Source organism: Desulfosoma sp. (assembly GCA_037481875.1).
In the GTDB taxonomy this organism is placed as follows: Bacteria; Desulfobacterota; Syntrophobacteria; order Syntrophobacterales; family DSM-9756; genus Desulfosoma.
In genome coordinates this window covers 309,556-335,210 of the sequence record JBBFKY010000001.1, presented here as the reverse complement: position 1 = coordinate 335,210, position 25,655 = coordinate 309,556, and the positions used below count along the sequence as shown (strand labels likewise).

Here is a 25,655-nt window from a genome sequence, read left to right as displayed (position 1 = left end):
CTTAGTCATGTCCGGACATTCCAAATGGAGCACCATCAAGCACAAGAAGGCCGCTCAGGACGCCAAACGCGGCAAAATCTTCACCAAACTCATTAAGGAATTAACGGTGGCCGCTCGATTAGGAGGCGGCGACCCGGAAGCCAACCCTCGGTTGCGGGCGGCCATTGCGGCGGCCAAGGCCGAGAACATGCCGAAGGAAAACATTGAAAGAGCCATCAAAAAGGGAACCGGCGAACTGGAAGGGACCGCCTATGAAGAAGCCATCTACGAAGGGTATGGTCCCGGAGGCGTCGCCATTCTGGTGGAAGTGACAACGGACAATCGGAATCGAGCCGCCAGTGAAATCCGTCACATTTTCAGCAAAAACGGCGGAAGCCTTGGTGAAGCCGGTTGTGTGGCCTGGATGTTCGAAAAACATGGACTGATCGTTTTCAATAAGGACAAGGTGGAGGAAGACACCCTTATGGAAGTGGCCCTGGAAGCGGGGGCCGAAGATGTGCGGGATCAGGGGGACCAATTCGAAGTGATCACCACACCGGCGGATCTGGAAAAAGTGAAGGCCGCTTTCGATCAAAGATCCATGGTCTACGAGATGGCCCAGGTGACCATGGTGCCCCAGAGCACCATTCGTGTGGAAGATGAAAAAACCGCACAGCAACTTCTGAAGCTCATGGATGCTCTGGAAGACAACGACGATGTGCAAAACGCCTACGCCAACTTCGATATCCCCGACGAAATTCTCAATGCGGTCGCTTGAAACCGAAAAGGATGGAGCATGCGCGTTTTGGGCATTGACCCAGGATCCCGACACACGGGCTACGGCGTGGTGGAAGAAGACGGAAATCGCCTGATTCCCGTTCATTACGGGTCTCTGCCTCTGCCGGCCTCTATGCCTCTGCCTGTGCGTTTGGGATCCATTTTTAAGGAAATTCGCCGTATTATTGAAGAAACAGGCCCCAAAGAGATGGCTGTCGAAGAAGTGTTTGTGGCTCGCAACGCACGAAGCGCTCTCATTTTGGGCCACGCTCGAGGGGCCGCCATAGCGGCGGGCATTCATGGCGGCCTTCAGGTCTTTGAGTACAGCGCATTAGAAATCAAGCAGGCCGTGGTGGGTTACGGCAAAGCCGAAAAAATTCAGGTGGCTCACATGACCCGGATCCTTTTGGGCTTACGCGATCTCAGCGATCCTCATGCCGCCGATGCTTTGGCCGCCGCCATCTGCCATATCCATGCACGGTCTTTAGTCACCCGTCACCCTACGGCTCATCGGTCATGATCGCCCATCTGGAAGGCCGACTTCGACATAAAGCTCCGGACCATGTCATTGTGGATGTCCACGGGGTGGGTTACTACGTTCATGTGCCGTTGAGCACCTTCTATGACCTTCCTGAAGTAGGGTGCCTAGCAAGCTTTTATGTGCACACGCATATGCGTGAAGATACCCTGCAACTTTACGGCTTCGGCACATCCGCTGAAAAGGACATGTTCCTGCATCTGATCGCCGTCAACGGGGTCGGACCCAAGATGGCTTTGAGCATTCTCTCGGGCATTCAGCCCGATGAATTGCGCCAGGCGGTGCTGTTTCAAGACCGGCAGCGATTGCAAAAGATTCCGGGCATCGGCAAAAAGACCGCGGAACGGATTCTTCTCGAACTCAAAGACCGTCTGCGTCTCCCTCAACCGGAACCTTCCCCCGCGGCATTGCCGCAGCCGTTGGAAGAGGATGACGGCTATGCCGATGCCTACTCGGCTTTGCTCAATTTGGGCTACCGTCCGGCGGAAGCCGGCAGAGCCCTGCAAAAGGCTCGGCGCTCCCTGGCCGCTTTCGACAAACCAACACTGGAACAGCTTCTGCGGGAAGCTCTGCGACTTCTGGCCTAACTAAGGAACAACACTCATGACGGACCGATTGTTGGAACCCAGGCCGCGAGAAGATGAACTACGCTTGGAGGCCAGCCTGAGGCCCCGAACCTTGGATGAATATCTCGGTCAGAGGGAGCTCAAGGAAAAGTTAAGCATTTTCATTCAGGCAGCCCGGCAGCGCGATGAACCCCTGGATCATGTCCTGCTTCACGGCCATCCGGGACTGGGAAAAACGTCTTTGGCATGCATCATCAGTCGTGAACTGGGCGTGCCCTTTCGATCCACATCAGGGCCCGTCATTGAACGGCCCGGTGATTTGGCGGCCATCCTGACAAATCTGGAACCGAGATCGGTCCTTTTCATTGACGAGATTCATCGTCTGAACCATGTCGTGGAAGAGATCCTGTACCCTGCCATGGAAGATTTTCAGTTGGATATCATCATCGGTCAGGGACCTTCGGCGCGTACCATCAAACTGGATCTTCCTCCGTTTACGCTGGTAGGAGCCACCACACGGGCGGGATTGCTTTCACCCCCTTTGCGCGACCGGTTCGGGGTGGTCTTACGCCTTGAATTTTACCGTGTGGAGGATTTGAAAGAGATTGTGTTGCGGGCCGCTCGCCTCTTGGGGCTGGCTATTGATGACGAGGGGGCCCATGAAATCGCTCGCCGTTCTCGAGGCACACCGCGCATCGCCAACAGACTGCTACGTCGTGTTCGAGATTTTGCGCAGGTGCGTGCTCAAGGATTCATCACTCGAGACGTGGCGGACACGGCGCTTCAAATGCTTGACGTGGATGAACGGGGCTTTGACCGCATGGACCGCCGGATTCTATCAACCATCATCGAAAAGTATGACGGAGGACCGGTCGGTATCGAGACTTTGGCAGCGGCTGTGTCCGAAGAGAAAGAAACCTTGGAGGAGGTCTACGAGCCGTACCTCATTCAAGAAGGCTTTCTCAAAAAAACACCGCGCGGCCGCGTGGCAACCCGTTTAGCCTTTGAACATCTGGGGTTACCCTATCGCCCGTCCCGGCAACTTTCGTTCCTGTAACAAAGACCTGTTGTCAGCCCTGAAAAGCGTGTATAAGACTTGTCAGAATCTAAGAAGCAGCAAGGCAGAGGTTTTATGGGGCGGCGGTTCCCGTCTGTTCTTTTTAGGTCGGCCTGTAAAGGCCGGGTCGCGAAGGAGGTTCCCATGGCTGAAAGTGTCTACAAGATCATTGAATTGGTGGGAACGAGTACGGTTTCCTGGGAAGACGCCGCCAAGAACGCTGTGGAAACGGCGTCGAAAACGTTGCGCGATCTGCGTATCGCGGAAATCACCAAATTGGATATGAAGCTTGAGGAAGGCAAGGTGGTGGCTTATCGAGCCCGTGTGGCCATCTCCTTCAAGTACCAAGGCAGCTGATTCGAAAACCATGTTCTCGATGCAAGGTGAAAGGGACTGAACCGCCGCCGTTCTTTCACCGCGTGACTCTTTTCGATGAAGCACGTTTGGAGGAAAATCCATGGGCCAACGGAAGGTGAGAATCCTCATGGCCAAATTCGGCCGAGGTTACGAAGAGGCGCTCATGCGCCTTGCCGCCGCCTTCAGTGAGGCGGGCTTTGAAGTCATCTACACCGAATCCGAAGATCCCCAAGCCATTGTGAACGCAGCCCTCCAGGAATCCGTCGACCACATCGGCATTACGACGCTTCCGGGAGCCCGGCTGGAACAGTTCTCTTCCGTGCTGGAACAACTCAAGGCTCACGGCGTGCACAACATCGGCGTGACGGCGGGAGGCTTTTTCGACGACGCTCTCGTACCCGAGCTGAAAAACCTGGGTGTGGCAGAATTTTTTCCAAAGGGAACCACCCATCAGCAGCTTATTGAGTGGGCACGAAGCCACATTCGGCCTATTGAATGAACCGACCTCTTCCCGGCAACGCGGGCGTTTCATCCGTATGACAGGCCGCACAGAAGCCCGCATTTTCAGGAAAACATCATGTCACCTTATCGTCAGAAAAGCCTTTTGTCGAATGATGGATGGCTTCTTTGGGCGGAACCCGAAGGACTCGCCGATACGGGAGGGAATGCCAATTCCTCAAAATGCGGGCAGTGGTCGTGCCTATAGGCGTGGCATGTTCACAAGGGAAGACTCACTCCCACACTTCTGATCCCTAAAAGACAATCATGGCGTCTGCCGGCACAAAATAAGGATGCAAACGATTAGAACTTACTCCACCCCCTTATGCGCCTCCTTCCGCAACAAAAGTCGGCGCAGAGTGCTCACCATAACGGACCAAAAAAAGCGCCACGTTTTTGCATGTGCTCCGGCCAGTTTCTTCCTCATAACTTGCACAAGACACCTTTTTTGGATACTTTCTTAAGGGATGTGAAGGAATCCACCCGATCGCCGGTTCCCTTTGGGAACGGGAGGAAAGTCCGGGCTCCGCAGGGCAGGGTGCTGGGTAACACCCAGTCTCGGTGACGAGCAGGAAAGTGCCACAGAAAGCAAACCGCCTCGCCGGCATGGCGGGGTAAGGGTGAAACGGTGAGGTAAGAGCTCACCAGTCCCGGTGGTGACACCGGGAGCTCGGTAAACCCCACCCGGAGCAAGGCCAAATAGAGGAGCGTTTGAGGGTTGCCCGCCCGAGGCTCCCGGGTAGGCCGCTTGAGCCTCATGGCAACATGGGGCCTAGAGGAATGATCGGGACCTTTCTCTTTGGGAAAGGCACAGAACCCGGCTTATGGGTTCCTTCACATCCCTTTGAACCATTCGCACCATTGGCAAGAAACCCTTTTCACCGGCTGAACGATGTCAGAACCGTGACTCGACTTTTTCCTATGGAAGAAACGTTTGCCGTGGTGCCGGCTGCAGGTTCCGGTGTCCGCATGGGGCTTGCCCATCCCAAGCAATTTCATCCCCTGCACGGTAAGCCGATTCTCGCCTGGACCCTGGAGCGGCTGTGCACCTTGCCTTTCATAGACGGCATTATGGTCGTCGTCCCTGCCAAGTCTGTGGGGGTTGTCCGTGGCATGTTTTCCCAAAATGCCTCCAAGCCTCTCGTGCAGGTGATCGCCGGCGGCGCCCGTCGCCAGGACAGTGTGCTGGCGGGTCTTCACGCCTTGCCGCCCACATGCCGATGGGTGATCATTCATGATGGTGTGCGGCCTATGGCAACTTCAGAGCTTTTTCGTCGGACCTACGAAGCCGCGCGCCGATACGGTGCCGCAGTATGCGCCTGCCGTGCCGTGGAAACCGTCAAAATGGCCGAAGATGGATGGGTGCAATCCACCGTGCCTCGAGACCGAGTCTGGCTGGTCCAAACACCTCAGGTGTTTCGCCGAGATCTTTTGGAAGAGGCCTTTCGGCAGGCAACCCTCCATGGATGGGACGCCACCGACGATGCCTCCCTTGTGGAACGCTTGGGGGTTCGTGTGGCCATTGTGGACGGAGAAAAATCCAACATCAAGATCACGACTCCGGACGATCTGCTCTGGGCCTCATGGTTTCTGGAGCAATCGGAAAAAGCTGCGACCTTCGGAAACGACGTTAAGGAAAACCCATGGGTATGAACCTACGAGTGGGCATGGGCTGGGATGTCCATGCTTTTGCCACTGGAAGATCCCTTGTCTTGGGTGGCGTGCCTATTCCCTATGACCGGGGTCTTCTCGGCCATTCGGACGCGGACGTTTTATGCCACGCCTTGTGTGACGCTTTGTTAGGGGCGGCCGCTTTGGGGGACATCGGCACCCATTTCCCCGATTCCAATCCTCAGTACAAGGACGTCTCCAGCCTCTTTCTGTTGGAAAGGGTGTGCCGCCTGGTGCATGAAGCTGGATACGACATTGTCAATGTGGATATCACCGTCTTGGCGCAGCAGCCTCGATTGGCACCCTATGTCGCCCAAATGCGTCGGACCGTGGCCCAAGCGCTGGATGTGGATGTTCAGTCAGTAAGTATCAAAGCCACCACAACGGAAGGATTGGGTTTTGTCGGCCGCGTTGAAGGTATTGCCGCCTGTGCGGTCGCCCTTCTTCATCAAAGACAAGGAGCCGCCTCATGAGCCTGGTTGTTTACAACACCCTGACGAAGAAAAAAGAACCCTTTATTCCTCTGGAATCCGGCACCGTTAAGCTCTATGTCTGCGGCGTTACGGTCTATGACCTGTGCCACGTGGGCCATGCCCGTTCGGCGATCGTCTTTGATGTGATTTACCGTTACTTGAAGCACCTAGGGTACCGCGTTATCTATGTACGTAACTTTACCGACATCGACGATAAAATCATTAAGAGGGCTCAGGAAGAAGGCACCGACTACCGCACCATTGCGGACCGTTACATTCAGGCTTTCTACGAGGATATGGATGCTCTGGATGTTCTGCGCCCGGACCTGGAACCTTTGGCCACAGACAATATTCCTCAAATGATCGACATCATTCGCCGCCTCGAAGAAAAAGGCATCGCCTATAAGGCGGGCACCGATGTCTATTTTGCCGTAGAAAAATTCCCCGAATATGGAAAACTCTCAGGACGCAGTCTGGATGACATGATGGCCGGAGCGCGCGTGGAGGTAGATGCCAACAAGCGTAATCCGTTGGATTTCGTGCTCTGGAAAGGAAGCAAGCCAGGGGAACCGGCCTGGGACAGTCCTTGGGGACCCGGGCGACCCGGCTGGCACATTGAATGTTCCGCCATGGGCAGTCGATACTTAGGGCCAACCTTTGACATGCATGGGGGAGGAAAGGACCTTATTTTCCCCCATCATGAAAATGAAATCGCTCAAAGCGAAGCGGCGTTCGGCGTGCCTTTTGTCCGCTACTGGCTTCATAACGGCTTTGTGAATATCAACAACGAGAAGATGTCCAAGTCCCTGGGTAACTTTTTTACCATTCGAGATATTCTCAAGGTGGTTCATCCGGAAGCCTTGAGGCTTTTCGTTCTCTCCAAGCATTACCGAAACCCGGTGGATTTTTCCGACGAAGCTCTTGGGGAAGCTGAACGGGCTCTGGAACGCGTTTATGCCACCCTGGAAGAAATCCACACACGAACACCCAAAGACCTGGATGCCAAAGGGTTCAGCGAAAAGGCTCTCATGGATCAAGACAAAGAACTCTTTCACAAAATCACCGATTTTCCCGAGGCTTTTCGCGAAGCCATGGACAACGATTTCAATACCGCTCAAGCCCTCGCTTTGCTCTTTGAATTGCAAAGATCCACACAGCGCTTCATGGACACTTTCGGCCGAAAAACCCTCAAAGGCCCGGCCGCCGCTCTTGCCCTCGCAGCCGGCTCATGTCTTCAAAATCACGGATCCATTCTGGGACTTTTGGAACGAGCCCCGGAAGTTTTTTTCGACGAAATCAAAAAGCGCAAGATCGCTCAGAAAGGTGTTTCTGAAGCCGACGTGGAAGCCCTTATCGCCCAACGCAACGCGGCAAGAAAGCAGAAAAACTTCCAGGAAGCCGATCGTCTACGTGATCGTTTAGCGGAAATGGGGGTGCAATTGGAAGACACCCCCGAAGGAACCCGTTGGCGTATTCGATAGCGCTCAGGGAAACGCTGCCGATCTTTTGGCCTGGCTAAGGAGCTTTTCCACAACAAGAGCCTGGAACACATCCTTGAGTCCCAGGACTGCTTCCGCAGCATCCCGTATCGCGGGAACCGGGAAGCCGATGGCCTTCTTTTACGCCGGAAGCCGTGGAAGAAACAGAAAGAAGTCTTTTAAGTTCGCCGCTGCCACATTCAGGGCATGCCACTGTTTCTTCCTTTGCAAAAACCAGGTGCTCCGAAACCCGACCGCATTCGCTGCATACGTATTCATAAATGGGCATAAGGCACCTTTACGTTCCCTTTCAGTGAGCGCATCCACCCCCGTGATGATGCCCAGCACACGTCCAATCGGCGGAAAAGAGCGGAAGCTTTCCCTGCCGCCACATATCTAGGTTATCCTTAACCGATCCTTCCATGGCCCTGTAAACTTGAATGCCTTGGGCCTGCAACTTCATCAGAGCCCCCATGCCGATGCCTCCGACCACAATGCCGTCCACGGAACGCCCCCCCAAGGCTTTGAGAGGCTGGCACATGCCATGGGCATGATGCAAATCCCCGTTGGAAACCTCTTCCACCTCACCAGACTCCGTATCCACGATGACAAAACCCGGAGCCGATCCGAAATGCCCAAACACTTCGCTGTCTAGACCGCTTAAATTCGCCGCCGGGAAACAAATCTTCATGCTCTTTTTCCTCCATGAATCACCGATGGAAAATTCACCCACCTCTCTGCGGATCGGGAATTTTGAAACGTTGTTTTTATAGGACCGTTCAACCTGGTTGTCAACTTGAGGACCGAAGGTTTTCATAATGCCGTTTGGAATCTTTTTTAGGATAAGAACGCGGGGTTCAAGGCCGGCTAAAGGGGTTCAGAAGCCTTCATGAGGGGATCGTGCGTTTCCTCTTTCCAATTGGGTTCGCATCTTCCTATAATGACATGAATCAATGGTATCGCCGCCATCGGCATCGCACACGTTCGGAGGTGAATCCATGGAAAATCAGGACTTCATCGTGGCCAACGAGGTGTTTATCAAAACGGACCGCCAGCAAGGCAACATGGTTATTTTGAAGGAATCCGAGGACGCTTCCCAGTATTTTCTCATGTTCGTCGGTGATAGTGAAATCACGGCCATCGCCAAGGAAAAGGGGTTCGTGGAACCCAAACGCCCCTTGACCCATGACACCTATCTCACCATTTTGCAACGGGCCGGCGTGCGCTTTGAACGTGTGGAAATTTATACCATGAAGGAAAATACCTATTACGCCCGAATCATTGCACGCATCGGTGACGAACAGGTGGTCTTTGACAGTCGCCCGAGTGATGCCGTCGCCCTTGCTTTACACGAAAAATGCCCGATCCTCGTCAATAAAAGGCTTTTGCGTCGGGAACTGACTCCGGAAGAAGTGAAAGAATACGAATCCATCATCAAGACGGTAAAGTTCTGATTCAAGAGACTTTTCCGAGCATGCACACTGACCGTGACATTCAATGCCATTTCATAAGGCGGGCGAGGCATCTCGCCCTTAGAAAACTGAAACGGGGTTTTCGTAAGCACGGGGTCGTAAGCTCGCAGAACTTGGGGGCCAGAGAAACGTCCTCTCAGGAAAGAGGCTGCCTTTCCTCTCTGTCAGCTCTGTTTCCACGGATTTAGCGCCCACGACGTGCCGGGCCTTGAGCCGATTCGGCTTCCGTAGGGTTATCAATCAAGCTTTTTGGGCACAAAAGGTCGGCAGTGCGCGTCGAAGCGACGTGGGCAGCCTCCTAAATCAAATTGTAATAGTAGAGCATCAAGTCCGAGCGTGTCACAATCCCAATCAATTTTCCATTTTCCACCACCGGTAAGCGCCCGATGTCATGCTTGACCATGAGCCTCAAGGCTGTAGGAATGGTCGCATGCGGGTCAATGGTGATCACATCTCTTTTCATGAAGGCCTTGACGGGAGCCGATCGCTGGGTCGGGCGTTCCAGCTTGATGAGGTCGCGCACAGAAATCACCCCCACCAATTGTTCACCATCTGTAACCGGAGCTCCTGTGTGTCCTCGTTCCTTAAGTTGCGCGTGAACCGATTCCACCGTTTCGTCAGGGCCGACGGTAAAGACCGGAAAGGACATCAGGTCAAAGATAGGAATGGAGGCATGCCCATTTTGAGCCATGAGTTCCCGTAGCCAATTTTCGATGCCTTCTGGACGTGTGCCTTTGACCAAAGCGGAGGCCGCTTCCGGCCGACCTCCTCCGCCCAGGGGTTTCATCAACACGGACACGTCCAGACTGTCGGGTCCGCTTCTGGCAATGACAATGCTTTGTTTACGTCGTCCATCCCAGAAGATGCCAAAAGCGGCATCAGCGCTCAAAACATCCCGAAGCATGGTCACCACGGACCCCAGGCCGGAAACATGGCCGTTCAGCTCAGCCTTGGCGAAACACACCACATGCCCGTTCATGCTGATGCGCTGGGCGGTTTCCAAAAGATGGCTCAGAATTTCCTTATGCTGAGGGCCATACCCAGGTCTTAGAGCTGTTTGAATCACGTTGAGGTCCGCCTGCACTTCCAGAAGAAAAGCGGCCGCTCGTGCGTCGTCGGCCTTGGTGCACGGAAAGCTGAGATGACCGGTATCTTCGTAAATGCCTGCCAAAAAGAGGGTCGCCTGAATGGGGTCAAGGGCTGCACGACGCCGCTCCAGTTCTTGCACCAACAAGGTGGCAGCGGATCCCACTAGGTTCTGCTTGCCGTAAGCAGGCAGAATATCCCCGATATCGGGATGGTGGTCCCAAAGGTGCACTTCGAGATCCGAGCGATCCATGAGCGGCTCCATACTATCCAAACGTTCCCAGCGGTTGGCGTCCACCACAATGAGGCGGGACACCCGCTCATGAGGCACCCCCAAAGGACTCATGAAAGGAAAGAGATCCTTATGAATGGAAAGAAAAGCCTTTACATTGGCGTTGATGCTTCGAGGAAGAACGATATGGGCTTCGGGATACAGAATTTTGGCGGCCACCACGGAGGCCAGCGCATCGAAATCCACGTTCTTGTGCGTCGTGATGATCTCCATCTTTAGGGCATCCAGCAAGTGTTTCGAGGTCTCAGGGTTTCATCGAAGAATATCGGCACGCCTCAACCAAAACTTGAAAGTTTTCACAACCCCTTCCAGGAGCCTGGGCGAGAACTCACAATATTAGAGTCTTGAACGGCATCGGAAGGGAGCGGCGAGGTGGCGCTTCGCCCCTACAAGCCTGAAACGGGAGGCTTTTCCCTGGAAACGAGAACCTTTGCTCTGCCATGTGTGCGGACGAAACGCCGGCGCTTCCAAGGAAAAACCCGTTCTCGAACAGTCTCCTTTCAGGAGCCTGGCCGAGAACTCACAATACAAAAGCCTTTAATAGCATGGGAAGGGAGCGGCGAGGTGGCGCCTCACCCCTACAAGCCTGCAATTGGACCTTTTCTTCAGGGCGGCGGAACTCCAGGCCGCCATGTGTCCTGGTGAGACGCCGGCGCTTCCAGGACAACAGCGATTTTCGGGTGTAGGGGCACGCCGCGCCTTGCCCCTGTGTCTTGGGCTCGAATGGCTCATTTCAAGTTGTCGGACAAGCTCCTAAAAGGGCTGAATTCGCCCGTTTTCATCAAAAGTGACAGCGCGCAAATCGATGGTCAATTCACAATCGGTGCTTTCAGGAACACGACAGATCGCAAACCCCAGTTTTCGGCCCAAAGCCAGCATCTGCGTATTTTCTCTGAGCACGGTGCCCCATACGGTTTCGATCCCCCGTTCCTTGGCGATATGCAGGCAATTTTCCAAAAGTAAGGCCCCGATGCCTTTCCCTTGCCAAGGATCCCCCACCAACACGGCAAATTCGGCTTTTTTGCCGTCGGGATCACTGATGACTCGAGCCACACCAAGCAGTTTTTCCTGATCCGTTCCAGGAGATTCCACGGCTACCAACGCAATTTCACGATCGTAATCGATTTGGGTAAATCGAGCCAGCATGTCTTCGGTGAGTTCTTTGAGGGGGCTGAAGAAGCGAAAGTAAATACTTGTGGGAGAAAGAACATGAAAGAGATCCACCAGAAGCGGCGCATCTTCTGGCTTGATGGGCCGAATAAAAACGGGCAGACCTGCCGAAGTGACGGCATGTTTTTCATAACGCGCCGGGTACGGGCTGATGATAAGATGCATGGGAGACGCCACCGAGCTGGGCTGCACGATAACTCGAGCATCCACCGCCCAAGGCCTTCCTTGCTGCAAAATGACGGGGTTCATATCCAGCTCGACAATTTCGGGAAAATCCGTCACCAACTGACTGAGCCGAATGAGGAGCTCCTCCAAAGCCGCCATGTTGGCCGGGGGCAGATTCCGGTACCCTCGAAGCACCTTGTAAACTTTGGTGTCTTCCATGAGCCGATGAGCCAAAGCTCGATTCAGCGGAGGAAGCCCCAAGGAACGGTCTTTGAGCAATTCAGCCAAGATACCGCCCATGCCGAAAAGGATCACGGGACCGAAGTGATTATCTTTTTTGGCCCCTAAGATAAGTTCGACGCCCGTCGATCCCTGGACGCTGCGCACCATGGGTTGCACCGATACCCCATGAATGTCTGCGTCCGGCTTATAGGCCCTGGCTTTTTCCAAAATGCTTCGGTAGGCGGTACGCACTTGCTCCTCGTTTTGCAGATCCAGATGAATGCCTCCTGCTTCCGTTTTGTGCAGAATGTCCGGCGAACAGATCTTGAGCACCACAGGAAATCCCATGTCACGGGCTAGAAGCGCCGCTTGATCTTCGTTTTCAGCAAGGCGGGTGACCGTTGTGGGAATGCCGTAGGCTTCCAGGAGATCCTTGGATTCCACTTCGGTGAGGACGCCGTGAGATCTGGTAAGACCTTTTTGGAGAATTCTTTTGGCTCTTTCCTCATCAAAGGTGAGATCTTCCCGAAACCTCTTGGGAATTTCTTTGAGCATCTTTTGATTCACGGCATACTGGTACAACTCCATGAAAGCGCCGATGGCCTGTTCCGGAGTCGCGTACGTAGGAATGCCGGCTTGATTGAGAATCCGGCGTCCTTCCTCCACATGAACACCTCCCATCCATGAAGCAAGGATGGGACATGACCGTTTGGAAGCCATAGCGGCCACCTGACGGGCTACTCCTGTGGGATCCGTCATAGCCTGGGGTGTAAGAATCACAAGAACCCCATCGATATCCCTGGATTCCACGCAGATCTGAAGGGTTTTGGCATATCTTTCCGGAGAGGCGTCCCCGAGAATGTCCACGGGGTTATTGCGACTCCAAAACGGCGGCAGCACGGCATTCAAAGCCGCCAAGGTCTCATCGCTCAAAGGTGCCGGCTCCAGGCCGTATTCCGACAGAGCATCCGCCGCCATAACGCCGGGACCGCCGGCATTGGTGATGACGGCCAACCGAGGCCCTTCAGGTCGAGGTTGTTTCGCCAGGAGTTCGGCACAATCGAAGAGTTCGCCGATGGAGTTCACTCGAAGCACACCCGCTCGACGAAAAGCCGCATCATACAAGGCATCTTCTCCGGCCATGGCTCCGGTATGGGAGGAGGCGGCCCGAGCTCCGGCTGGGCTTTTTCCCGATTTCAGCACGACAATGGGCTTGACGCGGGAAACCGCCCGTGCGGCGCTCATGAACTTCCGCAGATTGGCAATGCTTTCCACATAAAGAAGAATGCTGGTCACACGAAATTCGTTGCCCAAGTAATCGATGAGGTCGGCAAAATCCACATCCACCATGGAGCCGATACTGACAAAATGGCTGAAGCCGATACCTTCTTGCAGGGAAAGATCCAAAATGGCCGTGCACAGAGCGCCGCTTTGAGAGATAAAGGCCAACCGGCCGGGTTTGGGCATATGGGCGGCAAAGCTGGCGTTGAGTTTCGCTCCGGGGCAAATAAACCCAAGACAGTTGGGACCGATGAGGCGAACCTTGTTCGCGGCGGCCTCGCGTGCAATCTCCTCCTCCAACCGTCGCCCCTTTTCCCCCACCTCCCGGCCACCCGCCGAAAGAATCACCGCACCGGCAACACCTTTGGCGCCGCAGCTCCTAATAATTCCTGGAACGGTCTCAATGGGCGTGGCCACCACGACCAGGTCCACAGGAGCTGGGGATTCTTCCACACGCGCATAGGCTTTCAGTCCCCAAACGGCGGAATGTCGAGGGTTGATGGGATAAATGGGGCCTGGAAAACCGCCTTCCACGAGGTTTCTCATGACGGCAGCCCCTACGCTTTCCGGCCTTTCACTGGCACCGATGACAGCGATGGACTTCGGATTGAACATTCGGTCGAGATTGAACAGTCCCATGGAGACACTCCCGTTTGTGGTCGATGTTGCGATACCGGATGAATGATTCGTTATCCGTTCACTGCCGTTTGCTTGCTTTAGAGTCTTGAAATGAAAATCGGCGCCTTGGACCCCTTTGCCGTGGCTTCGAGCATGGCCGCTGTAAGACTACATTGAGGCGAGGATCGGGAATTTCCATGGCAGCGGCTCACTCTGGACGAATATCCCAACCTGCCCTCAACAGGCATGATTGTGACCAAATTCTGGGGCCCATGCAGGGGTACACCGATGGGCGAGACCCTCGATCCGTCCCCAAACTGGGGGCTTTGGAACGGACATATCGGGCCGCCCCTATAACGTGCTCCTTGTACCCCACACAAAGAGCTCATCACAACCCCCATAGGGGTTTAACATGAACAATGGCCCACCGCATCGTAGGGCGCACATATCGGGCCGCCCCCACAGGGTTCATGAGATGTCTTTCGTGTCGTGTCGCGGAGCTTCCGCCGCATGATTGTGCGGTGGCACGCATCCGCAAGCCATCTCAGCTACCTTGGCAAGACTAAAGAAAAAAACGGCCCCTTTTCCAGGCTCGGATCGCACCCAGGCTTCTCCGCCATGCCGGTGCGCCACTTCCCGCACAATGGCCAGGCCAAGCCCTGAACCCTCCACACCCTTTGAAGGCTTGAGCCTGGCAAAGGGTTCAAACAGCTTCCTTTGGTGTTCAAAAGGAATGCCCTCCCCGTCGTCCGCCACCCAAAAGACATAGAACCCTTCTCTCTCCTCACAGCCCACCTGAAGACTTCGCAATCCGGGCCCTGCATGGCTGAGGGCGTTCTGGACAAGGTTTCTTAAAGCGCGAAGCACCAGGACCTCATCCGCCGTCACTTCAGTAACCCGAGAATGTTCCGACCAGTGCACAGATTTCTTGGCAAGCTCCGAGGCAAATTCCTGCCGCAGGCTGTCCCAAAGGGAAGCCACGGGCAAGGGCTGCAGACGAACGGCCATTTCTCGAGTGCGCAAGAAATTATTGAGTTCATCCACCATGCATGCAATCTGTCTGGTGGCTTTAAGTATCTGCTCACAATAGAGCATTCCACGCTCATCCAGCAGCTTCGCGTAGCGTTCATGGAGTCTTTTGGCAAATCCGTAGGCAGCCACAGCGGGCCCTTTCAGATCATGGCCGACGGTGGAAACAAAAAGCTGAATCGTCTCGTTTCGCTGCTGAAGTTCTTCAACGATTTCCCGTAAAATCTCTTCCGTTTCCGCATGAATGGCCGCAACCCCGATGAGATGCCCGATCATCATCAAAAGATCCACCTCGTCTTGATGCAACTGCATGGGGCTCTTGGCCGCTAGGTTCATGACCCCTTCCACGCGATCCAAAACAACAAAGGGAACACAGACCACCGTGTGAATCCCTTTAGAAAGCAAAAGCTCGGCCCTTTTGGCATCTCCTAAGGCATCTACAGACTGGGCGATAAAAGCACAAGATTTGGCCGCTCGACCCGTAAACCCTTCCTCCAAGTTCACCCGCTCCAGCCCCTGGACATCCATGCCTCGAAAGGCAGCCAGTCGAAGGCTTTGTCGATCCGGTTCCATGAGGTAGACACGGCCGGCATCAAAAGCTGTGTGTTCCAGAACGTAGTCCAACGCTTGGGTCAGGAGTTCGTTGAGGCCTTTGGATTGGGATAGCACTTCGCTTAAGCCCAAAAGCACGGATAGGGCTCGGTTTCGGTGCATGAGTTTTCGACGACTGAAAGACACCGTCGTCAAATCAGTTTGAAATGATATGGGACCCATGGATAAACTCCTACGCACAGGTCAAGCCTTGTGCCTTTCGAACACTTTCAATCTCTTGAAGCATCTTGGTCCGGTACCGATGCACGGAATCCGCATTATGCATGACCATGTCTAATTGGCGCGTGTGAATAATGAGATAACCCAAAGTCCGTAGTCGATCCAACATAACGTCTTGCGGACGCCCTTCCAACCGTGCGAAGGCGGCATCCTCCCTGACTTCGCACCTAAAATCAAAGGACTCCAGCAAATCCGCAACAAACCGAGCCCTGAGCACCCGTCGCGTGCGGTCGGCGGCTCCACCCTTGAATTGAAAGCTCACGTAGTTTTGCGATGTGCGTTCGTCCACCAGAGCTTCCAACGTGGAAAAGTGAAACCCGAAACGTGATTGAAGACTACAGAAGTTTCTGGAAATCATGAAATAATTTCGCACCGAGTAAGGGGAAGCCACAGAAGGATCCAGACCCGGGTTGGTGGTGGCTTCCATGAGAATAGACATGAACCCCTTGGTGTCCACAGGGGGCGGCCCTTCCCATGGAACGGCCGTCATCCCATGCCATAGGGCAAGCATCGGTAGGGACACGATCTGATCCAATGTCACATAAGGCCCTTCAACATCCTCTGTGAACCCATCATCCAAATTGATGATCCAGAACTGCATGGGAACACGGCACATGAGCTGCTTGGCCGATTTCTGAGGAAAACGATGCTCCGAACCGAACCGAAACATCTCCTCTACGGCCTTTTCATGGCAGAACCGGGTGATGTCATGAAAGGTGGTGCACTGCTTTGGGGAAAAAGAGGGAGAATCCGGATCCAGCAGGTTAAGGGGGATGATCCAGCGGATCACGCCTTCCAAGACCTCGTAGACGGGTGTGCCTTTCATGAGAGCCGGCTGAGAGGCGGTTTCCGATACCTCGATAGGCACATCCCCTTCATACACACGTCTTTGATCCGCATCCACCGTGACCACTTGACCCGAAGCCAGTGATTCCATAATACCGGAAAGGCCGAAGACGGCAGGCACACGAAATTCTCTGGCCACATTGGCCAAGTGCCCGGCGACACTTCCCTGTTCACTCAGCACCGCCGCCACACGCCCCAAAAGCGGCGCCCATCGGGGCAGCGCCTGCGCCACCACCAGGACGGCTCCCTGTGGACATTGAAGCGCGTCTGCATCACGACGCACCACGTGCACCGGGCCCGAGGCGATTCCAGAAGAAGCCGTCACACCGCCTTGTGCCAAGACATTAAGTCCATCTCGGCCAGCGTCGATGGCCTGCAACCCGCTGGTCTCCGTCGCCTGATGCGCTGAAAACGGTCTCGTCTGCAGGATCACCACATGCCCGGAAGCATCCACAGCCCATTCCACATCCTGTGGAGCTCCGTAGTGGGCCTCGATACGCAAGGCAACCCGAGCCAAAGCCGCCACCTGCGCATCGGTTAAGCACGGCTGCCGGCTCTCGTCCCCTGCCGTTTCCAGCCGACAAACGCCTTCATCCGGGTAGCAGACGTATTTGACCGTTTTCTCCCCCACATGTCTTTCAAGCACTCCATGAGGTTCCTTGCGGGACACGACCCAGACGTCAGGGCTCACACTGCCGTCCACCACGGACTTTGGGAGTCCCCACACGCCGTTGATGACCAGGACATCTTCTCGAATATTCAATGGATTTCGAGTGTACAGGACCCCGCTGGCCGCGGCGTCCACCATCACAAGGCAACCCACGGCCATGGACACATCTTCGTCCCTCAAACCTCGACGGAGCCGATAGGTCATGGCGGCAACCCCGTATTTGCTCGCCACCACTTCCTTGAAAGCCTGCAGAATGTTTTCTTCGCCCACGTTTAATTCGGAACGAAATTGTCCGGCAAAGGACATTCCCGGAAGGTCTTCCGCCAGGGAGCTGCTTCTAACCGCAAAACGAAGCCTTCCTCCCAGCTTTGCCTTCAGATGGGACACCTGCGCAGCAACGGCCTCCCGTAATTCCTCGGGCACAGGTGCTGCAATGACCAGATTTTGAATCTGAGCGCTTAAAGCAAAGAGCTCATCCAAGCGATCCGCCTGCACCGCCTGAAGACGCCGGTCGATTTCTTCCTGAAGCTGGTTTTCTTGAAAAAAACGCGCCGTCCCGAATGTGGTGATGGCAAATCCTTCGGGCGTAGTCAGCCCGAGTTGACGTTTGATCTCTCCAAGGTTTGCCATCTTGGATCCCACCCAGTCCCCGGTTTCCTTGCTCACCTCCTCCATGGACAACACTAAAGGTCCAGAACCGGATGAACCGGGGGTGTAAATGTAGGTGTTGATCTGTTTCTGAATGGTTCGAAAGGCGTCGTAGAGCTGCTTGTATTTTTCTGGAGCCAAAGCGTCCAAATGCTGAATGATTTGAAAAACATTGGTGGAAACTTGGGTGCATCGAGACCGAACGAAGGTCATGCCGAAAGGGCGAGTGCCTTGAAGCATCTCTTCCATTTCGGTCATGATTTCCAAAGCGCGATTGTTGGCGTTCAGAAGTAGCTTAAAGTGATGATATCTGCGCTGAAAAGCCAATCGGAGATCTTCCAGACTTTCCTCGGGCAAGGGATCTTTCGATAAGGAGAGTCCTAAACCGGCAAGAGCCTTCTGAGTCCATCTTTGGAGATTTCTTGTGAAACGGCTCGCCACATGACCCTCCTTGACGATCCCGGCTCGCAGAGTTCCTTTCCATGTTCCCCAAGCGGCAAAGTAACTCCATGGCTTACGCTCTGAAAATAGACGGAGCCTTTCCGACGGCGAACCCGTCGGAAAGGCTCAAGAATCTTAGACTTCTTTCTTCACACCTTTTTTCATTTCAAGCCCTAGACCTTCACACAGATACAAGATGGCAAACCCCCACCACATGGTGTAAATGACGTAAAAAACCAGGGAAAAGGTCAAGATGCCGGCTCGAGCAGTCGCCTTTTCGGGAGCAATGCCGTAATAATTGTAGCCCACTTCGACACCGCGAGCGATGACTTCATGAACTTCCTTGGACTCTTTAAATTTCTTTTGCTCCTTTAAAGCCTTATCCATGGCTTTGAGGGCGTTCCACCACGCAAAAAGGGCTTCTTTTTCGGGAATGCCATAACGACCGCTCAGATCTTCGCCCCGGTTGTGGTACATGCTGTCACTGTCCTTGATGGCCGCCGAGAGAATGGCTCCGAGTGAACCCTGGACCCTTAATTGTTCTCCTTCCTTGGCCACCATGATGCCGTTGGTCATCAAGAGTTTGGCTACATTGTCTCGAACTTTTTCAGGGCTGACCGAAAGCTTCACGTCCACGGTCGTTGCTTCCAAAGCCTTGGCTTTTTCCTGTAAGCCCGGAATGTAATAGGACGATCCCTTGGAAATGGTGTTGAACAAACGGTCCGCGGCGTGGAAAGCGTTCTCTCCACCGAAGTACGGCTGGAACATGATCCACAGCACAACAAAGAAGCCAACCGTCAAAACAATCCCAAGAGTGAACATTTTCTTGTTCGTAATCATGATCTTATGCCTCCGTTCCACGAAGGGCTCCAATGCGGGTCACAAAGGTGCCGATGATCCACAGCGCGAAGATGCTCACAACGATGAAAAAGGCCCAGTTGCCCACGACGGTCAAAATTTTTCCGGTTTCAGGAGCCAGGGTAATGTATTTCATCTCCGCCAGCTTTTTGGGCAGAGCAAACAGACGGTTGACGAAGCCGGCCATAATGGCGACGGCGTAGAAGCCTCGAATGTAGATTCCCTTGACCACTTTGGTGGTCAAAGCTCCCAGTTGCACGCCCAAAAGAGAACCTAGGAGCATGCCCATGGCCAGTGTGTAGAAAATGAAGCCATAGATGGCGTACTGAAAAATGGCGGCGTAAGCTCCCGTAAAAATGATCTGCAAAATGTCCGTGCCCACCGTGGTAAAAGAGGAGACTCCAAGAACGTAAACGAAGATTGGAAATGTGAGAAAACCGCCGCCCACACCCATGATGGCGGCCACAAATCCCACCAGGGCACCGGAAATGATAACGAAAATGGCAGGAATCCTTTTACCTCCAGGCACCAGGTCTTCATCAAACCGAATGTACGGGGGAATATTCGTGGCTTGCAGGCGCGCGGGCAGACCGACTTTGCCTGAGGTGGCTTCAGCGCCGTGAGGACTCTCGCCGTGATGCGCCCCCACATCCACACCGGCTTTTCGCAGCTTGAGAAAATCGGTGAGCGCATAAATCCCTAGGAATCCCAGCAAGATCACATAGACGACGCTTATGAAGGTATCACTGAGCAGTGGATTGATCTCGTAAAGGGTTCTGTTGATAAAGCCGCCACCCGTGACGCCGACCCCGGAACCTACTAGGAACCAGACGGCCAAAGGCACGGACACGTTGCCCAGTTTCTTGTGCACGGTCGTGCCCATAATGGCCTTGGCAAAGATGTGAAAGAGGTCCGTCCCCACCGCCAGAATACCCTTGATTCCAGCACTCATGAGGGCCGGTGTGATGATGAAGCCACCACCGGCTCCGATACAACCTGTGATAAGCCCGGCACACAAACCGACGAGGATGGAAATTAGAAAGATTCTGGTGTCGTAAAAAGCCGGCGTGTAGGCTTCCTTGCCTCCTAACATGCCGGGAAGTCCGCCACCAGAAGGATCCGCGGCAAAGGCCACGGCAAAAAGAAGGGCCGGAAGCGCCAACAAGCCGAGAATCACAAGTCGCTTTCGGCTTCGCACAATGTTAAGGGAAGTTTCATACTCCCATCGCGCATGCGCCTTGGACGCACTCAGCAACATATCATAAAATTTCCGCATCTTTCTCATCGCCACAACCTCGATCTAGAGTTTTCGTAATGTCCTTGACCGACCCGAATCTCTCTCGCTGTTCGTCTGTTCCTCGCTTTCGCTCTTATTCCACCCCCCTTCTTTTCAGCATTCTTTTTTCGTGAAGTCTTTTCTTCTTGCAGGCATCTTGGACCTTGTAGAGGAGCTCATCGATATCCATGGGTTTCATGAGGTAGTCAAAGGCGCCCAGTTCCATACCCTGAATGGCCACTTCCACGTTGGCATGCCCCGTGAGCATGATCACCTCCACAAGGGGATGATTTTCTTTGATGGCCTTTAAGGTTTGAATGCCGTCCATGCCCGGCATTTTGACATCAAGGACCACCACGTCCACCGGGTTGTTTTCCAGGTATCGCAGGGCGTCCTCCCCGCTTTGAACCCCCGCCGTTTCCACCTGCCGTTTTCGCAGGCGCTTAAGCAAGGTATCGAGAAACTCCACCTCATCGTCCACCAACAAGACACGAATGGTTTCCACGAAATCACCTCACCGCTTCCACAGCTCGATGAATCTTTTCGACCAATTCCTCCAATTCACAGGGCTTGGTGAGATAGTCAAAAGCCCCGTGGGTCAAGCCTTCTCGAGCCGCCTGTTCCGAGCCATGACCCGTCAACATGATCACCGACATACAGGGATCGATTTTCTTGAAAATTTTCAGAACATCGATTCCATCCATGTCCTCCATCTTGAGATCCAGGACCGCTACATCGAATTTCTCATGTCGAAGCTTTTGAATGCCCTCGGCGCCACTGCAGGCCGTGGTCACACGCATGGCACGTCGACTGAGGCGCCGGGCCAGCACATCGACAAAGCCTCTTTCGTCGTCCACCAAGAGTACGCGTAGCTCATGCGGTCTGGAGGTATCTGAGCTGGTCATGGGCCTATCCAGTCCTTAGTCACCACGACGAAGAGCAATCGCCTTTGCCTTGGCTTCCATGATCTTGTCTTCATGGCGAGCTTTCTTTTCCTTGGCTTCCTGAACTTTGCCCACCAACTCCTCGATGTCACAGGGCTTCATGAGGTAGTCAAAGGCGCCGAGCCGCATCCCTTCAATGGCCGTTTCCACCGTGGCATGGCCTGTGAGCATGATGACTTCCACCAAGGGATGAGCCTTTTTGATTTCCCTCAGGGTTTCAATGCCATCCATGCCGGGCATCTTGACGTCCAGGACGACCACGTCCACTTTTTGGTTCTTGGCAAGGCTTTCCAGGGCCTCGAAGCCGCTGTAAGCTTGAAGGATTTCAAGTCCCCGCTTGCTCAGCCGCCGGGTCATGGTGTCCACAAACGGTACTTCGTCGTCCACGAGCATTACGACCGTCCGATTCATGCACATTCCTCCTTCTTTAAAGTTTCCATTCCTCAGAAAGGCCTTTCCACAACCCCGTCACCCGCAGGCAAGTGAATGTGAAACGTGGTTCCCACACCGACGGCGCTGTTGACCGTGATGTCACCTCCCATCTTTCGCACAATGCCATAACAGATGGAGAGCCCGAGGCCGGTTCCCTTGCCTACGGGTTTGGTAGTAAAAAAAGGGTCAAAGATCCTTTGCAGGTTTGCCTGAGGAATCCCTTCCCCTGTGTCCGCCACGTCCACGATCACTCGACCGTTGTCGTAACGTGTGGTGATATCCAGCGTTCCTCCGGTCTTTTCCATGGCGTCCAAAGCATTGTTAATGAGGTTCAGAAGCACCTGTTGCATTTCGGAAGGTGACATGGCCACCCAAGGAAGGTTGTCCGTCAAATGCGTTCGAACGTTCACACCGGCGTATCGAGCCCTCTGTTCCACCAATGCCACCACTTCCTGCACAAGCTTATTGATCTGAACCTGCTGCACGGTCGGATCAGTGCGACGCGCGAAGCTTAGGAGTTTGTGGGTAATCTCTTTGCATCGAGCCCCCTGGGTCCGTATTTGGGCCAGAGAACGGCGCACTTCCTCCACGTCCAAAGATTCTCCCCGCTCCATGTCCTGCAGCAGATCTTGAATCCATCCGGCTTCTTCCACCATGATGGCCACCGGATTATTGATTTCATGAGCGATCCCTGCCGCCAGTTCCCCAATGGATGCCAGCTTTCCCGCCTCGATGACCTGTTCGTTCATCATCTCCTTTTCACGATCCACCTGAATAATGCGCTGAACCACGCGTTGTGACAGAGCCCATGCCGTGAAAGCCACCCCCAACGCACTGAGGGCCAGAACCCCTAGGGTGAGTGCCCGGGCCTTGTAGAGATCATGGAAGGCGTCCTGTGTTTCCTGGACATAAAAAAGGTACCAGCGACCCCCTTTAAGACTTTGATAGAAGACAAGAAACCGACTTTGGCTTTCAGGGACGGTATATTCAAACCAGTAGGCTGCGCCTGATGCGTAGGGATCTCTGGCAACGGCGCCGAAACTCTCCGTGATATTGAGTCCTTCCACTGCCGATGGATAAATTTCCATCTTGCTCGAATGCTCCCCGCGAACAACACGTAGAAGCTCTTTTGGGTTCAATCCAAGCTTGGTGTGGGGCTGAGTTTGAAACTGCCCTTCGGTATTGATGATGAAAGCCTGGCCTGTTTTACCGACCCGCAATTCTTCCACAAGCCGGTTAAAAGCGACAAAATCGATGGTGGATCGCAGAACCCATTGATGCCCACCCTTGTCAATGCGCACGGCCACAATGAAGTGCGGCAGCCCACGCAGTCCAAGGAAAACATCGCTGATCGTAAAGGGCTGGTTCATGGCTTCTCGAAACCATGAGGCGTCCCTGTATTGGGCACGAATCAACCGAAACGGGCCGGCGTACGCCACCTGCGTCCCTTGTTCATCCACAAGGCCCAAATCCACAAAGACCCCCCTGTGCTTTTCTTGAAACATGGCCAGAATGTTTTCCATCTCCTGAGGGTCCTGAAGCTTTTCTAAAGGTTTAATGGCCGCCAAGGAGCTGATATCCGCAAGTTTTTCGTTAAGAAAGGTGTCTATATGCACCGCGTGACGTTCCACAAGAGCGGCCAGATGGTCCACCACCTTGTGCCGATAAGCCGTGTGAAACTGGTAGCCGGCAATGGCCATCATGGCCAGCAGAGGCATCAGGGACACGGTGATGATAATGGCCATGATGTTACGGCGCAGGCTGCTGTAGTACCTTTCATCCGCCGTGATCATTCCGTTCCCCTTCCTTGTCCCTTGACTGAGGCCATGAGCCTTCGCAGGAGTTTGGCTTCGTTGGGTCTTCCAAAACCTCAGGTGCGAGCAGGCGAGACACCACCTCTTTCAATTCCTTAAGGGATCCCGTTTTGGACACCGCAGCGTGCACGTGCTGGACCAGGCACGCATCGTCCCAAAGGCTGTGAAGCACCACGCGCATTGATGGATATCGCTCTCGAAGATTCCGCAAGATTAGGCGATGGCTCTCCCAAGCAATGTCCGGATCAAAAACCAAAAGGTCCACGATCACGGGAGAACGTAGAATTTTTTGCACTTCCCGACAGTCTCCGGCTTCCATGACCTCGTATCCGTCTTGTGTGAGTTCCCTTCGAAGAAAGGCGCGCACATGACGGTTTCGGTCGGTTACCAGGATGCGAAACGGTCGGTCCATGAACGCGGTGGTCCTTTTCCACTTGAACGAGCGATTCGTACCGGTTGACGAACACCAGCCATCGCAACAAATCCTGTTTCTCGGCTTACGGTTTTCTGGACGGGCAATGAACGTGCCAGGATAACCGGTCGCCTCTTCCCTTTGAAAAAGGCTAATCTTCAGCCGTTCTGAATGCCAAACCGTGCACCCCGGCCAGGTGTGGACAGAATTTTCGCTGTCAGAACCTTTTACAGTTCGTCAAACACAGCCGGCACCTTGCCCGGCCCCTGTGAAGGCGGACCGATGTGTCCGCCCCAGAATGCCATGGGCGGCCTTGTTACCGTCGACCCTTTTTGCCTCCTGTGGGCGCGGGTTTTGCTTCATGAAATGGAGGCGTGCGTCTTCAAAGGGACAGGGATAATGATTTCATGAAAGAGCATCTACGGTTCTTCTGGGCCTATCTTCCAACTTTGGGGGCTTTGGGCATTGGTGGGCATGCATTGGCTCAGGGGCTGTGTTCCCTAACGGCCATCCTTGTTCCATGGGCGGTTTTGTCCTTGGGGGTCAGCTTTCTTCTGGTCCGCATGCTCGTTCTGGAACGGGCGAAAGATGAGTTCACCACACGCCAATTATTGCAGGCGCAAAAAATGGCCACCATCGGTGAAATGGCCTCGGGGATCGCCCACGAAGTGAACAATCCTCTGGCTGTCATCGGCCGAGAAGCGGAATGGATTCTGGAACTTCTCAAGGAACATCCACCCTCCGACCCCGAGGCAGCCCAGGAAATCCAAGATTCTCTTCAGGTCATCGCCTCACAGGTGTCCCGATGCGCCGAAATCACTCACAGGCTGCTCAATTTTGCACGCAAAAGCCAGCCCGTGCTTCAGTGGGTCGATGTCAACGGATTGATTGAGGAAATGGTTCGATTGGTGGAGCGGATCACCAAAGAGAAAAACATCACCTTTCAAAGATCTTACCAAGACTCCATGGTCCCCTTATGGACGGATCCACCTCTTCTCCGTCAGGTTGTCTTGAACCTCTTGAACAATGCCGTTCAAGCCATTGAGTCTCAAGGAACGGTGATCGTGACAACCCAGGAAGATGCCAAGGGTTGGGTCGATATCTCCATTGCCGACACGGGTTGCGGTATCAGTCCATCCCATGTGCCTCATCTCTTTGACCCTTTTTTCAGCACCAAGGACCCGACTCGAGGAACCGGTTTGGGCTTGGCCATTTGCCAAAAGATCGTCACCGCCCTCGGTGGTTTGATTTTTGTGGAATCCTCAAAGGGTTGCGGCAGCCGTTTCACCGTAAGGCTGCCTCGCCGACCTGACACATTACAGAAAAAACTGGAATAGGAGGTCCCGGCATGACATCGCAAACGGCACGCGTCCTTCTTGTGGACGATGAGGAACGGTTTCGAACGACCATGGGAAAACTCCTAAGGAAGAGGGGCTTTGAGGTGGAGGAAGCCGGATCCGGCCACGAGGCTATGGTGCGTCTTCAGCAAGGAGATGTGGACGTGATCGTCTTGGATGTGAAAATGCCCGGCATGGACGGCATTCAAGCCTTGGCGAAGATAAAAAGCATGGACCCTTTGCCTGAAGTCATTGTTCTCACAGGCCACGCCAATGTGGATGCCGCCGTTGAAATTATGCGCCTTGGCGGATACGAGTATCTTCTCAAACCGTGCCCTATCGACGAGTTGGTAGCCAAGATCGAAGGGGCTTTGGAAAAGAAAAGAGCCAAAGAAAAGGTGCAGCGCTCCTGACCTT

At 54.1% G+C, this 25,655-nt stretch carries 25 protein-coding genes and 1 other RNA gene; 13 read left to right on the top strand and 13 right to left on the bottom strand.

The window, feature by feature from the left end:
- Positions 1-7: 7 nt before the first annotated feature.
- From WHS46_01480 to cysS, 10 genes are all read left to right on the top strand, one after another.
- On the top strand, positions 8-757 hold the full coding sequence (locus WHS46_01480; GenBank protein MEJ5347347.1) for a YebC/PmpR family DNA-binding transcriptional regulator: 750 nt from the start codon (positions 8-10) through the stop codon (positions 755-757).
- 18 nt (positions 758-775) lie between these two features.
- On the top strand, positions 776-1,276 hold the full coding sequence (gene ruvC, locus WHS46_01475; protein MEJ5347346.1) for a crossover junction endodeoxyribonuclease RuvC: 501 nt from the start codon (positions 776-778) through the stop codon (positions 1,274-1,276).
- A complete protein-coding gene (ruvA, locus tag WHS46_01470; GenBank protein MEJ5347345.1) occupies positions 1,273-1,881 on the top strand; it encodes a Holliday junction branch migration protein RuvA in 609 nt (202 codons plus the stop codon). The genes ruvC and ruvA overlap by 4 nt, the downstream gene beginning before the upstream one ends.
- Positions 1,882-1,897: 16 nt before the next feature.
- Positions 1,898-2,917 (top strand): Holliday junction branch migration DNA helicase RuvB, encoded by a 1,020-nt coding sequence (gene ruvB, locus WHS46_01465; protein MEJ5347344.1) that lies wholly within the window; start codon positions 1,898-1,900, stop codon positions 2,915-2,917.
- 144 nt (positions 2,918-3,061) lie between these two features.
- Positions 3,062-3,274 carry a dodecin family protein gene (locus tag WHS46_01460; protein MEJ5347343.1) on the top strand — a complete coding sequence of 71 codons (213 nt, stop codon included), beginning with the start codon at positions 3,062-3,064 and terminating at the stop codon, positions 3,272-3,274.
- Positions 3,275-3,374: 100 nt separating this feature from the next.
- On the top strand, positions 3,375-3,773 hold the full coding sequence (locus WHS46_01455) for a cobalamin-dependent protein (protein MEJ5347342.1): 399 nt from the start codon (positions 3,375-3,377) through the stop codon (positions 3,771-3,773).
- A 470-nt stretch (positions 3,774-4,243) separates the two neighbouring features.
- An RNA gene (gene rnpB / locus WHS46_01450) (RNase P RNA component class A) lies at positions 4,244-4,612 on the top strand.
- A 63-nt stretch (positions 4,613-4,675) separates the two neighbouring features.
- Positions 4,676-5,425, top strand: coding sequence for a 2-C-methyl-D-erythritol 4-phosphate cytidylyltransferase (gene ispD, locus WHS46_01445; protein ID MEJ5347341.1), 750 nt, complete (start codon positions 4,676-4,678; stop codon positions 5,423-5,425).
- Complete coding sequence (gene ispF / locus WHS46_01440; GenBank protein MEJ5347340.1) at positions 5,416-5,916, top strand: 2-C-methyl-D-erythritol 2,4-cyclodiphosphate synthase; 501 nt, start codon at positions 5,416-5,418, stop codon at positions 5,914-5,916. The genes ispD and ispF overlap by 10 nt, the downstream gene beginning before the upstream one ends.
- Positions 5,913-7,397, top strand: a complete 1,485-nt coding sequence (gene cysS, locus WHS46_01435) for a cysteine--tRNA ligase (protein MEJ5347339.1) — start codon at positions 5,913-5,915, stop codon at positions 7,395-7,397. Before ispF ends, cysS begins: the two co-directional genes overlap by 4 nt.
- A 34-nt stretch (positions 7,398-7,431) precedes the next feature.
- Here cysS and WHS46_01430 read toward each other — a convergent pair whose 3' ends face one another.
- Both WHS46_01430 and WHS46_01425 read right to left on the bottom strand, forming a co-directional pair.
- The gene (locus tag WHS46_01430; protein ID MEJ5347338.1) at positions 7,432-7,683 is read right to left on the bottom strand and encodes a zinc ribbon domain-containing protein; all 252 of its coding nucleotides are present in this window, start codon (positions 7,681-7,683) and stop codon (positions 7,432-7,434) included.
- 21 nt (positions 7,684-7,704) lie between these two features.
- Positions 7,705-8,085, bottom strand: a complete 381-nt coding sequence (locus WHS46_01425) for a NifB/NifX family molybdenum-iron cluster-binding protein (GenBank protein MEJ5347337.1) — start codon at positions 8,083-8,085, stop codon at positions 7,705-7,707.
- 307 nt (positions 8,086-8,392) lie between these two features.
- On the opposite strand from WHS46_01425, the gene WHS46_01420 reads away from it, so the two are divergent.
- The gene (locus WHS46_01420) at positions 8,393-8,848 is read left to right on the top strand and encodes a bifunctional nuclease family protein (protein ID MEJ5347336.1); all 456 of its coding nucleotides are present in this window, start codon (positions 8,393-8,395) and stop codon (positions 8,846-8,848) included.
- Positions 8,849-9,164: 316 nt separating this feature from the next.
- Here WHS46_01420 and WHS46_01415 read toward each other — a convergent pair whose 3' ends face one another.
- The 11 genes from WHS46_01415 to WHS46_01365 form a co-directional block, all read right to left on the bottom strand.
- Entirely contained in the window at positions 9,165-10,457 is a 1,293-nt protein-coding gene (locus tag WHS46_01415) for a CBS domain-containing protein (protein ID MEJ5347335.1), read from the bottom strand.
- A 540-nt stretch (positions 10,458-10,997) separates the two neighbouring features.
- Positions 10,998-13,721: a bifunctional acetate--CoA ligase family protein/GNAT family N-acetyltransferase gene (locus WHS46_01410; protein ID MEJ5347334.1), complete on the bottom strand. Its 2,724-nt coding sequence runs from the start codon at positions 13,719-13,721 to the stop codon at positions 10,998-11,000.
- Positions 13,722-14,168: 447 nt separating this feature from the next.
- The gene (locus tag WHS46_01405) at positions 14,169-15,503 is read right to left on the bottom strand and encodes a GAF domain-containing sensor histidine kinase (protein ID MEJ5347333.1); all 1,335 of its coding nucleotides are present in this window, start codon (positions 15,501-15,503) and stop codon (positions 14,169-14,171) included.
- 10 nt (positions 15,504-15,513) lie between these two features.
- Positions 15,514-18,165, bottom strand: coding sequence for a PEP/pyruvate-binding domain-containing protein (locus WHS46_01400; GenBank protein ID MEJ5347332.1), 2,652 nt, complete (start codon positions 18,163-18,165; stop codon positions 15,514-15,516).
- Positions 18,166-18,300: 135 nt separating this feature from the next.
- Complete coding sequence (locus tag WHS46_01395; GenBank protein ID MEJ5347331.1) at positions 18,301-19,005, bottom strand: hypothetical protein; 705 nt, start codon at positions 19,003-19,005, stop codon at positions 18,301-18,303.
- A gap of 4 nt (positions 19,006-19,009) precedes the next feature.
- Positions 19,010-20,299, bottom strand: a complete 1,290-nt coding sequence (locus tag WHS46_01390) for a sulfite exporter TauE/SafE family protein (GenBank protein MEJ5347330.1) — start codon at positions 20,297-20,299, stop codon at positions 19,010-19,012.
- Positions 20,300-20,393: 94 nt separating this feature from the next.
- Entirely contained in the window at positions 20,394-20,804 is a 411-nt protein-coding gene (locus WHS46_01385) for a response regulator (GenBank protein MEJ5347329.1), read from the bottom strand.
- 4 nt (positions 20,805-20,808) lie between these two features.
- On the bottom strand, positions 20,809-21,204 hold the full coding sequence (locus tag WHS46_01380) for a response regulator (protein MEJ5347328.1): 396 nt from the start codon (positions 21,202-21,204) through the stop codon (positions 20,809-20,811).
- Positions 21,205-21,219: 15 nt separating this feature from the next.
- Positions 21,220-21,654: a response regulator gene (locus WHS46_01375; protein ID MEJ5347327.1), complete on the bottom strand. Its 435-nt coding sequence runs from the start codon at positions 21,652-21,654 to the stop codon at positions 21,220-21,222.
- 32 nt (positions 21,655-21,686) lie between these two features.
- Complete coding sequence (locus WHS46_01370; protein ID MEJ5347326.1) at positions 21,687-23,468, bottom strand: ATP-binding protein; 1,782 nt, start codon at positions 23,466-23,468, stop codon at positions 21,687-21,689.
- Complete coding sequence (locus tag WHS46_01365) at positions 23,452-23,901, bottom strand: hypothetical protein (protein ID MEJ5347325.1); 450 nt, start codon at positions 23,899-23,901, stop codon at positions 23,452-23,454. Before WHS46_01365 ends, WHS46_01370 begins: the two co-directional genes overlap by 17 nt.
- Positions 23,902-24,308: 407 nt before the next feature.
- Between WHS46_01365 and WHS46_01360 the strand changes: the two genes are divergently transcribed.
- Together WHS46_01360 and WHS46_01355 are read left to right on the top strand one after the other, a co-directional pair.
- Positions 24,309-25,238, top strand: a complete 930-nt coding sequence (locus WHS46_01360; protein MEJ5347324.1) for an ATP-binding protein — start codon at positions 24,309-24,311, stop codon at positions 25,236-25,238.
- Positions 25,239-25,249: 11 nt separating this feature from the next.
- Positions 25,250-25,651, top strand: coding sequence for a response regulator (locus WHS46_01355; GenBank protein MEJ5347323.1), 402 nt, complete (start codon positions 25,250-25,252; stop codon positions 25,649-25,651).
- Positions 25,652-25,655: the final 4 nt, after the last annotated feature.

What these genes read in the sequence shown, in the direction of transcription:
- WHS46_01480 (MEJ5347347.1), top strand. Translation starts at nt 8, where the DNA reads ATGTCCGGACATTCCAAATGGAGCACCATCAAGCACAAGAAGGCCGCT.
- ruvC (MEJ5347346.1), top strand. Translation starts at nt 776, where the DNA reads ATGCGCGTTTTGGGCATTGACCCAGGATCCCGACACACGGGCTACGGC.
- ruvA (MEJ5347345.1), top strand. Translation starts at nt 1,273, where the DNA reads ATGATCGCCCATCTGGAAGGCCGACTTCGACATAAAGCTCCGGACCAT.
- ruvB (MEJ5347344.1), top strand. Translation starts at nt 1,898, where the DNA reads ATGACGGACCGATTGTTGGAACCCAGGCCGCGAGAAGATGAACTACGC.
- WHS46_01460 (MEJ5347343.1), top strand. Translation starts at nt 3,062, where the DNA reads ATGGCTGAAAGTGTCTACAAGATCATTGAATTGGTGGGAACGAGTACG.
- WHS46_01455 (MEJ5347342.1), top strand. Translation starts at nt 3,375, where the DNA reads ATGGGCCAACGGAAGGTGAGAATCCTCATGGCCAAATTCGGCCGAGGT.
- ispF (MEJ5347340.1), top strand. Translation starts at nt 5,416, where the DNA reads ATGGGTATGAACCTACGAGTGGGCATGGGCTGGGATGTCCATGCTTTT.
- cysS (MEJ5347339.1), top strand. Translation starts at nt 5,913, where the DNA reads ATGAGCCTGGTTGTTTACAACACCCTGACGAAGAAAAAAGAACCCTTT.
- WHS46_01430 (MEJ5347338.1), bottom strand. Translation starts at nt 7,683, where the DNA reads ATGCCCATTTATGAATACGTATGCAGCGAATGCGGTCGGGTTTCGGAG.
- WHS46_01425 (MEJ5347337.1), bottom strand. Translation starts at nt 8,085, where the DNA reads ATGAAGATTTGTTTCCCGGCGGCGAATTTAAGCGGTCTAGACAGCGAA.
- WHS46_01420 (MEJ5347336.1), top strand. Translation starts at nt 8,393, where the DNA reads ATGGAAAATCAGGACTTCATCGTGGCCAACGAGGTGTTTATCAAAACG.
- WHS46_01415 (MEJ5347335.1), bottom strand. Translation starts at nt 10,457, where the DNA reads ATGGAGATCATCACGACGCACAAGAACGTGGATTTCGATGCGCTGGCC.
- WHS46_01410 (MEJ5347334.1), bottom strand. Translation starts at nt 13,721, where the DNA reads ATGGGACTGTTCAATCTCGACCGAATGTTCAATCCGAAGTCCATCGCT.
- WHS46_01405 (MEJ5347333.1), bottom strand. Translation starts at nt 15,503, where the DNA reads ATGGGTCCCATATCATTTCAAACTGATTTGACGACGGTGTCTTTCAGT.
- WHS46_01395 (MEJ5347331.1), bottom strand. Translation starts at nt 19,005, where the DNA reads ATGATTACGAACAAGAAAATGTTCACTCTTGGGATTGTTTTGACGGTT.
- WHS46_01390 (MEJ5347330.1), bottom strand. Translation starts at nt 20,299, where the DNA reads ATGCGGAAATTTTATGATATGTTGCTGAGTGCGTCCAAGGCGCATGCG.
- WHS46_01380 (MEJ5347328.1), bottom strand. Translation starts at nt 21,204, where the DNA reads ATGACCAGCTCAGATACCTCCAGACCGCATGAGCTACGCGTACTCTTG.
- WHS46_01375 (MEJ5347327.1), bottom strand. Translation starts at nt 21,654, where the DNA reads ATGAATCGGACGGTCGTAATGCTCGTGGACGACGAAGTACCGTTTGTG.
- WHS46_01370 (MEJ5347326.1), bottom strand. Translation starts at nt 23,468, where the DNA reads ATGATCACGGCGGATGAAAGGTACTACAGCAGCCTGCGCCGTAACATC.
- WHS46_01365 (MEJ5347325.1), bottom strand. Translation starts at nt 23,901, where the DNA reads ATGGACCGACCGTTTCGCATCCTGGTAACCGACCGAAACCGTCATGTG.
- WHS46_01360 (MEJ5347324.1), top strand. Translation starts at nt 24,309, where the DNA reads ATGAAAGAGCATCTACGGTTCTTCTGGGCCTATCTTCCAACTTTGGGG.
- WHS46_01355 (MEJ5347323.1), top strand. Translation starts at nt 25,250, where the DNA reads ATGACATCGCAAACGGCACGCGTCCTTCTTGTGGACGATGAGGAACGG.